Annotated in this window: 6 protein-coding genes; 5 read left to right on the top strand and 1 reads right to left on the bottom strand. The window is 71.9% G+C overall.

What is annotated here, in order from left to right:
- Positions 1 to 173 precede the first annotated feature (173 nt).
- The 4 genes from IEZ17_RS33230 (at position 174) to IEZ17_RS33215 (ending at position 4,012) form a co-directional block, all read left to right on the top strand.
- Positions 174 to 1,082 (top strand): SDR family NAD(P)-dependent oxidoreductase, encoded by a 909-nt coding sequence (locus tag IEZ17_RS33230; RefSeq protein WP_189306726.1) that lies wholly within the window; start codon positions 174 to 176, stop codon positions 1,080 to 1,082.
- Positions 1,082 to 2,203 (top strand): S-adenosylmethionine:tRNA ribosyltransferase-isomerase, encoded by a 1,122-nt coding sequence (locus IEZ17_RS33225; protein ID WP_189306732.1) that lies wholly within the window; start codon positions 1,082 to 1,084, stop codon positions 2,201 to 2,203. The genes IEZ17_RS33230 and IEZ17_RS33225 overlap by 1 nt, the downstream gene beginning before the upstream one ends.
- 16 nt (positions 2,204 to 2,219) lie before the next feature.
- On the top strand, positions 2,220 to 2,930 hold the full coding sequence (locus tag IEZ17_RS33220) for a nitroreductase family protein (RefSeq protein WP_189306724.1): 711 nt from the start codon (positions 2,220 to 2,222) through the stop codon (positions 2,928 to 2,930).
- A 326-nt stretch (positions 2,931 to 3,256) separates the two neighbouring features.
- Positions 3,257 to 4,012 (top strand): transglycosylase SLT domain-containing protein, encoded by a 756-nt coding sequence (locus IEZ17_RS33215; RefSeq protein ID WP_189306722.1) that lies wholly within the window; start codon positions 3,257 to 3,259, stop codon positions 4,010 to 4,012.
- A 100-nt stretch (positions 4,013 to 4,112) separates the two neighbouring features.
- Here the strand turns inward: IEZ17_RS33215 and IEZ17_RS33210 are convergent, their stop codons facing one another.
- A complete protein-coding gene (locus IEZ17_RS33210; protein WP_189306721.1) occupies positions 4,113 to 6,674 on the bottom strand; it encodes an ABC transporter ATP-binding protein/permease in 2,562 nt (853 codons plus the stop codon).
- Between the two features lie 451 nt (positions 6,675 to 7,125).
- Here IEZ17_RS33210 and serB point away from each other — a divergent pair, with 451 nt between their 5' ends.
- A complete protein-coding gene (serB, locus tag IEZ17_RS33205; RefSeq protein ID WP_189306719.1) occupies positions 7,126 to 8,373 on the top strand; it encodes a phosphoserine phosphatase SerB in 1,248 nt (415 codons plus the stop codon).
- Positions 8,374 to 8,433: the final 60 nt, after the last annotated feature.

The following is an 8,433-nucleotide window of genomic DNA, read 5'->3' as shown; positions in this document are numbered from 1 at the left end:
TCAAGCACCCGGACGGTGCATGTCGCCTGTCACCAACGTGCCGGGACAACACACCTAGGCCGAATGCCCCCGGACGGCCCGTCCGGCGACCGACGCCCCCGGGGCAGCCGGATTCCTACGGTGAGGGCGAGGGCGCGGGGCAGCGGGCCCGGCCCCGACGAGGGGACGCGATCATGCCGGTGGCGATCATCACGGGGGCGTCGAAGGGGCTCGGGCGGGAGCTGGCCGCCGCACTGGCCGGGCGCGGCTGGGACCTGGCGGTGGACGCCAGGTCGGCCGGACCGCTGGAGGCGGCGGCGCGCGAGCTGCGGGATGCCGGGGCGCGGGTGGTGGCGCTGCCCGGGGATGTGGCGGATGGCGGGCACCGGGCGGCGCTGGTGGCCGCGGCACGGGAGCTGGGCGGGCTGGACCTGCTGGTGAACAACGCGAGCGTGCTGGGGGCGGAGCCCCTGGTGCGACTGGCGGAGCAGCCGCTGGACGGGCTGCGGGCGGCGCTGGAGGTGAACGTGGTGGCGCCGCTGGGGCTCGTCCAGGAGGCGCTGCCCTTGCTGCGCACCGCCTCCGACTCTTCCGGATCGCCCCATTCACCCGTTACATCCCATTCAGGCGTGAATGGGATGTTGTCCCCTTATATAGGGGCATCGGATACGGAGGGCCCGGGTGGCAGACGATCGGCCACAGAGCGATCGAGTACGGGGGGACCGGATGGGGGTGAACCCGGCAATAGCGACTTACCCCTCAAGGAGAATGAGTCCCCTTATATAGGGACAAGCGGGGCAATCCTCTCCATCAGCTCGGATGCGGCCGTCGAGGCGTATCCGACCTGGGGCGGGTACGGGGCGACGAAGGCGGCGCTGGAGCAGCAGTCGGCAGTGCCGGCGGAGGAGGAGCCGGGGCTGCGGGTGTGGTGGGCGGATCCGGGCGACATGCGCACGGACCTGTACGCGGCGGCGGTCCCGCTCGACGACGGCTCCGGGCGCCCGCTGCCGGCCACGGTCGTGCCGGCGCTGCTGCGGCTGCTGGACGAGCGGCCGGCCAGCGGGCGCTACACCGCGGCGGAGCTGCGGGACGGTGCCCGGTGATCACGGAGCTGGTGAGCGTCCCGGAGGAGCTGTCGGCCCGGGTGCCGGCCGAGCAGCGGGGGCCGGGGCTGGGCCGGGACGCCGTACGGCTGCTGGTGAGCCGGGGGACCGGAGCTGCGGCCGAGCCGAGTGACCATGCCTTCGGCGAGCTGCCCGAGCTGCTGGCGCCCGGTGACGTGCTGGTGGTGAACACCTCGCGGACGCTGCCGGCGGCGGTGGACGGGCGCGTCGGGGACGGCCGGGGGCGCGGGGAGCCGGTGGTGGTGCACTTCTCGACGCGGGCGGACCGCCGGCATCCGGCGGGTCCGGCGGTGGCCGGGTGCTGGGCCGTGGAGCTGCGCCGGCCCGACGGGCGGGGCAGCACCCGGGAGCGGGCGGGCGGCCCGGCGGGGGCGGTGGTGCGGCTGCCGGGCGGGGCGCGGCTGACCCTGGAGACACCGGTGGATCCGGCGAGCGCGCGGCTGTGGTGGGCGCGGCCGTCGGGGACCGGCGTTCCGGAGCTGCTGCGGCGGTACGGGCGGCCGATCCGGTACGGCTACACGGACCGGGACCAGCCGCTGGCCGCGTACCAGACGGTGTTCGCGGTGGACTCCGCCGGCGGCGGCAGCGCGGAGATGCCGAGTGCGGCCCGGCCGTTCACGGCGGAGCTGGTGGCGCGGCTGGTGAGTGCGGGGGTGCGGTTCGCGCCGATCTCGCTGCACACCGGAGTGGCGTCGGCGGAGGATTTCGAGCCGCCGTATCCGGAGCGGTTCGTGGTGCCGCCGGTCTCGGCGTGGCTGGTGAACGCGGCGCGGGCGCGGCGCCGGGCGGCTCCCCGGGTGGCGGGCGGGCGGATCGTGGCGGTGGGCACCACGGCCGTACGGGCGCTGGAGTCGGCGACCGGGGCGGACGGGCGGGTGCGGCCGGTGGCCGGCTGGACGGATCTGGTGGTGACCCCGGAGCGCGGGGTGCGGGCGGTGGACGGCCTGCTCACCGGGCTGCACGACCCCAGCACGTCACATCTGCTGATGCTGGAGGCGGTGGCGGACCGGGAGGTGCTGCGGCGCGCCTACGAGGCGGCGGTGGCGCGGCACTACCTGTGGCATGAATTCGGTGATCTGCACCTGGTACTGCCGGGCTGAGTTCCAGACTCGGTGCATGTCATCTACAACGGATCCCTCCCGGAGCTGGACGCCGACCCATGGAGAGCCCTACCGGCCGGTGCCGTACCGGCCCGCGCGGATGCCGGCGGCCGAGTCGCTGGCCCGGGCCGCCGAGCTGCGGGAGCGGATGGAGCGGCGGCGGACGGTGCGGCAGTTCGCCCCCGACCCGGTGCCGGAGCAGGTGGTGCGGGACGCGATCGCCTGCGCGGCCACCGCGCCGTCCGGGGCACATCAGCAGCCGTGGACGTTCGTGCTGGTCGAGGACCCCGCGGTGCGCCGCCGGATCCGGGAGGCGGCGGAGGCCGAGGAGCGCCGCTCCTACGAGGGGCGGCTGGGCGAGGAGTGGCTGGCGGCGCTGCGCCCCCTGGGCACCGACGAGGTCAAGCCGCATCTGACGGATGCGCCGCAGCTGATCGTGGTCTTCCAGCAGCGGCACTGGCTGGGGCCGGACGGCAGCCGGCGCAAGCACTACTACGTGGACGAGTCGGTGGGCATCGCGGTCGGCATGCTGCTGTCCGCCCTGCATCTGTCGGGGCTGGCGGCGCTGGTGCACACGCCGAGCCCGATGCGGTTCCTCCAGGAGGTCCTGGGGCGGCCGGCGAACGAGAAAGCGTTCGCGGTTCTCCCCGTGGGATACCCCGCGGCGGACTGCGAGGTTCCTGATCTGGTACGGAAGTCCCTTGACCAAGTGCTGGTCGAAGTCTGAAGCACACAGAATGCACACAGGGTGTGCGTTTGCAATTACTGCTGGCGAGATAATCCCCTGCCCAGTGTGACCCCGCGCATAGGGCGCACATCACTTACGACCCCGGTTAGTGGTCATATAAAGACCGCGTGAGCTGCGGAAATGCCACCTTGGACGCATTCCGGGCACCCCCGGTTCCACTAACCCGGGTCGTATGTCACACCGTTGCTCGGCGAATTTCCGGCCGCTAAGAATGGCTCCCGTCGCTCGGCGCCGTGATCAGAACTCGGCGTTCTGCGCCGCTCAAGGCCCGTGCGATGTCCCCCATTGGAAGAGGTCGTCCCGCCATGCCCAAGCACTCCATTTCCGGTCTGAACCTGACCCGCACCCACAAGCTCTCCGCCGCCGGTGTCGCCGCCGCCGGTGCCGCCGCGCTGGTCTTCGCCGTCGTCCCGGGTGCTGCTGCCGGCCATGGCAAGAGCGAGGCCGTCGCCCAGAACGTGAACGCGAAGCCGGTGGCCTTCAGCGCGGTCGACGTCGCAGCGCAGACCCAGCGGGCCACGATCGCCAAGCAGGCCGACGAGTCCGCCGCGCAGGGCAAGGCCGAGGCCGTGGCGGCCAAGAAGAAGGCCGAGGCAGCCGCCAAGGCCGAGGCCGAGGCGAAGGCCGACACGGAGCACAAGGCCAGCGAGGCCGCGAGCCGCTCCACCGACCGCACCGCCCTCCCCGCCGCCCTCCCCGCCGCCGTACCCGCCTCCGCCCCGAAGACGATCAAGACCTACGGCCACACCGTGGACAGCTGGATCCGCCAGTCGCTGAACGTCATGGCCGCGCACGGCATCCCGGGCAGCTACAACGGCATCTACCGCAACCTGATGCGGGAGTCCTCCGGCAACCCGATGGCGATCAACCTCTGGGACTCCAACGCGCAGAAGGGCATACCCTCCAAGGGCCTGCTCCAGGTCATCGACCCGACCTTCCGCCGGTACCACGTGCCCGGCACCTCCTGGAACATCTACGACCCGGTCGCCAACATCACCGCCGCCTGCAAGTACGCGGCTGCGATGTACGGCTCCATGGACCACGTCAACTCGGCCTACTGAGCCGGACGTTCCACGAGCCGCGGCCACGCGCACACCGCCGAGGGGCGGCACCCACGATCGGGTGCCGCCCCTCGGCGCTGCCATGCGGTGACCGCACGCGCTACTTGCGCATGACCTCCGGCTCGTGGCGGCGCAGCAGTCGCGCGACGACGAAGGCGAGCCCGACGCCCAGCGCGAGCAGGATGACCACGTCCATCACGTAGACGCCGGTCTGGTGCTTCCACAGCGGGTCGGGGTGGCCCACCTCCCACGGCAGCAGGGTGTTCATGTCGGCGGTCGCGCCCAGCGCGGCGACGGCCCAGCGGGACGGCATCAGCCAGGAGAACTGGGAGACGCCGGCGGTGTCGAACAGCTGGAAGAGCACGCCGGTGAAGACGACCTGGACGATGGCGAACATGACCAGCAGCGGCATGGTCTTCTCGGCGGTCTTGACCAGCGAGGAGATGATCAGGCCGACCATCATCGAGGTGAAGCCGAGAGCGATGATCGCCAGCGCCATCTCGATCGCCGGGGTCTTGGCGATGATCAGGCCCTCGGCCGGCATCTTGCGGGTGGAGAAGCCGATGGCCGAGATGATCACGCCCTGGACGGCGGTGACCACCCCGAGCACGATGACCTTGGACATCAGATACGCCGACCGCGACAGGCCGGTGGCCCGTTCGCGCTCGTAGATGACCCGCTCCTTGATCAGCTCACGGACCGAGTTGGCCGCGCCGGAGAAGCACATGCCGACCGCGAGGATCAGCGCGATGGTGCTCGCGTCGCGGTTGGTCTGGTGCCTGTTCGCCGGGCCGTAGCCGAGGCCGTAGTCGCTGGGGATCAGCAGCGAGACCACGCCGAGCACCGCCGGCAGGATCACCATCAGGGCGAGGAAGCCGCGGTCGGAGGCGAGCACCGAGACATAGCGCCGCATCAGCGTCCACAGCTGCGAGCCCCAGCTCTGCGACTTCTGGATGCGGGCCGGCGGCGCCTGGACGTTGACCGACTGCGGGGCGACCGAGTCGACGTCCGCGGCGTACAGCTGGAAGTGCGGGGAGCCGCGCCAGCGGCCCGCCCAGTCGTAGTCGCGGTAGTTCTCGAACGCCGAGAAGACGTCCGCCCAGGTCTCGTACTGGAAGAAGTTCAGCGCTTCCTCGGGCGGGCCGAAGTAGGCCACCGAACCGCCCGGGGCCATCACCAGCAGCCGGTCGCACAGGGCGAGTTCGGCCACCGAGTGCGTCACGACCAGGACCGTGCGGCCGTCGTCGGCGAGGCCGCGCAGCAGCTGCATGACGTCGCGGTCCATGCCCGGGTCCAGACCCGAGGTCGGCTCGTCCAGGAAGATCAGCGAGGGCTTGGTCAGCAGCTCCAGGGCGACCGAGACGCGCTTGCGCTGGCCGCCGGAGAGCGAGGTGACCTTCTTGTCCTTGTGGATGTCGAGCTTGAGCTCGCGCAGCACCTCGCCGATGCGGGCCTCGCGCTCGGACTCCGCGGTGTCGCCGGGGAAGCGGAGCTTGGCGGCGTAGCGCAGCGCCTTCTGGACGGTCAGCTCCTTGTGGAGGATGTCGTCCTGCGGGACCAGGCCGATGCGCTGGCGCAGCTCGGCGAAGTGCTTGTAGAGGTTCCGGTGGTCGTAGAGGACGTCGCCCTGGTTGGCGGGGCGGTAGCCGGTCAGCGCCTTGAGGAGCGTCGACTTGCCGGAGCCGGAGGGGCCGATGACGGCGATCAGCGACTTCTCGGGGACGCCGAAGGAGACGTCCTTGAGGATCTGCTTGCCGCCGTCGACGGTGACAGTCAGATGGCGGGCCGAGAAGGAGACCTCGCCGGTGTCGACGAACTCCTCCAGGCGGTCGCCGACCAGCCGGAAGGTGGAGTGGCCGACGCCGACGGTGTCGTTCGGGCCGATCAGCGCCGTGCCGGACTTGGGGACCGGCTGACCGTTGACGTAGGTGCCGTTGTGGCTGCCCAGGTCGCGGATCTCGAACCGGCCGTCGGGGGTGGCCCGGAACTCGGCGTGGTGGCGGGAGACCTGGAGGTCGGAGACGACCAGCTCGTTCTCCAGCGCACGGCCGATCCGCATCACGCGGCCCGTGTCCAGGCGGTGGAAGGTGGTCGGGCTACGGTCGCCCTGGGCCTGCGGGGCCGGGCGCCCCTGGGCGCCGTCGGGCCCCTGCGGGGGAACGGCCTGCCGGGGCCCGCCCTGCGGCGGCTGCTGGGCCTGCTGGGGCGGGACGTACGGCGGCTGCTGGCCCTGCGGCGGGGCCTGCCAGCCCTGCTGGGCGGGCGGCTGCGGGGCCTGCTGCTGCGCGGGCGGCGCCTGCCAGCCCTGCTGCTGCGGCGCCATCGCGGGCTGCGCGCTGTAGGCGTCGGCGGGGGCCGCGGCGGCGGACAGGCTCATCCGGGGGCCGTCGGTGGCGTTGCCCAGATGCACGGCGGTGCCGGGGCCGATCTCCAGCTGCTGGATCCGCCGGCCCTGGACGTAGGTGCCGTTGGTGCTGCCGTGGTCTTCGACGATCCAGCTCTGTCCGGACCAGCGGACGGTGGCGTGCCGCCAGGAGACCCTGGCGTCGTCGAGCACCATGTCGCCCTGCGGATCACGGCCCACGCTGTAGGACCTGGACGGATCGAGCGTCCAGGTCCTTCCGTTCAATTCGAGTACGAGCTCAGGCACTCCATGCCCCATTACATAGTCCCCCGAGTGACGCCCTGTATGGGAAGTCTAGGGATGGCGAACATCGTGAGGAACTATTTCAGGCTCGGCCCGCTGACCGGAAACCGGGACGGGACTGGGGTGCGCGGGGCTCCAGTTGACGCCCGGCGAACCCTCCCGGAGGGCCGGAAGGGCCCGGAATGCCCGGCAATCACGAGGTTGCCGGTGATGCGTCCCGCTCCGCACGGCCTCGCGCGGCCGAAATCGCCTTACCAAAAGGCGAGTTGGGGCGCCAGTCCGCTCACCCGGGCCGGTACAACGGAACGGCCCGGACACGAGTCCATAACGATCGACGGCGGCCACCGGCGGCCGGCCGCTCCGGGGCGCTCCGTCCGGCAGCGGGCGCGGCAGTCGGGCGGACCCGCGGTCCGAACCCCGGACACCCGTACGGGTGCGGGCCCCCGCCGGTTACCGTAAAGGCACCATGAGCGCATCGCAGACCCCGCCTGCCACCGCCGTACCAGGCGAAGACGTACCGACCCTCCTCGTGAAGATCTTCGGTAAGGACCGGCCCGGCATCACCGCGGGCCTCTTCGACACCCTCGCCGCCTACTCCGTCGATGTCGTGGACATCGAGCAGGTGGTGACCCGGGGGCGCATCACGCTGTGCGCACTGGTCACCGCCCCCACCCCCACCGAGGGCTCCCACGGTTCGACCGAGGGCGACCTCCGGGCGACCGTGCACAGCTGGGCCGAGTCGCTGAACCTCCAGGCGGAGATCATCTCCGGCCGCGGCGACAACCGCCCGCGCGGCACCGGACGGTCCCACGTCACCGTGCTGGGGCACCCGCTCACCGCCGAGTCGACGGCCGCCATCGCCGCCGCCATAACGGCCACGGGCGGCAACATCGACCGAATTTTCCGACTCGCCAAGTACCCGGTGACGGCGGTCGAGTTCGCCGTCTCCGGCGCGGAGACCGAGGCGCTCCGCAGTGTCCTGGCCCCCGAGGCCGCGATGCTCGGGGTGGACGTCGCGGTGGTCGCGGCCGGGCTCCAGCGCCGGGCGCAGCGGCTGGTCGTCATGGACGTGGACTCCACCCTCATCCAGGACGAGGTCATCGAGCTCTTCGCGGCGCACGCCGGGTGCGAGGCGGAGGTCGCCGAGGTGACCGCCGCCGCGATGCGCGGGGAGCTGGACTTCGAGCAGTCGCTGCACGCCCGGGTCGAGCTGCTCCGCGGACTGGACGCGTCCGTCGTGGACGCCGTGCGCAAGGAGGTGCGGCTCACCCCCGGCGCCCGCACCCTCGTGCGGACGCTCAAGCGGCTCGGCTACCAAGTCGGCGTGGTCTCGGGCGGTTTCACCCAGGTCACCGACGCGCTCAAGGAAGAGCTGGGGTTGGACTTCGCCTCCGCCAACACCCTGGAGATCGTCGACGGCACGTTCACCGGGCGGGTCACCGGCGAGATCGTGGACCGGGCCGGCAAGGCCCGGCTGCTGCGGCGGTTCGCCCACGAGGCGGGGGTGCCGCTGGCGCAGACCGTCGCGATCGGCGACGGCGCCAATGACCTGGACATGCTCAACACAGCGGGCCTGGGGGTGGCCTTCAACGCCAAGCCGGTGGTACGCGAGGCCGCGCACACCGCGGTCAATGTGCCGTTCCTGGACACCGTGCTCTATCTGCTGGGCGTCACCCGCGAAGAGGTCGAGGCGGCGGACACGCACGTGGAGTGACCTGCCGGGAGTGACCTGCGGGGACGCTCCGCAGGCCGTGTTCCACGGGACCCGGCCGAC

This window comes from Streptomyces albospinus (assembly GCF_014648695.1).
Lineage (GTDB): Bacteria > Actinomycetota > Actinomycetes > Streptomycetales > Streptomycetaceae > Streptomyces > Streptomyces albospinus.
Note: the sequence above shows the minus strand (reverse complement) of the source record. Positions and strands in the feature narration are given on the sequence as shown.

Coding starts and splice junctions, on each gene's coding strand:
- IEZ17_RS33230 (WP_189306726.1), top strand. CDS start 174: ATGCCGGTGGCGATCATCACGGGGGCGTCGAAGGGGCTCGGGCGGGAG.
- serB (WP_189306719.1), top strand. CDS start 7,126: ATGAGCGCATCGCAGACCCCGCCTGCCACCGCCGTACCAGGCGAAGAC.
- IEZ17_RS33210 (WP_189306721.1), bottom strand. CDS start 6,674: ATGGGGCATGGAGTGCCTGAGCTCGTACTCGAATTGAACGGAAGGACC.
- IEZ17_RS33215 (WP_189306722.1), top strand. CDS start 3,257: ATGCCCAAGCACTCCATTTCCGGTCTGAACCTGACCCGCACCCACAAG.
- IEZ17_RS33220 (WP_189306724.1), top strand. CDS start 2,220: ATGTCATCTACAACGGATCCCTCCCGGAGCTGGACGCCGACCCATGGA.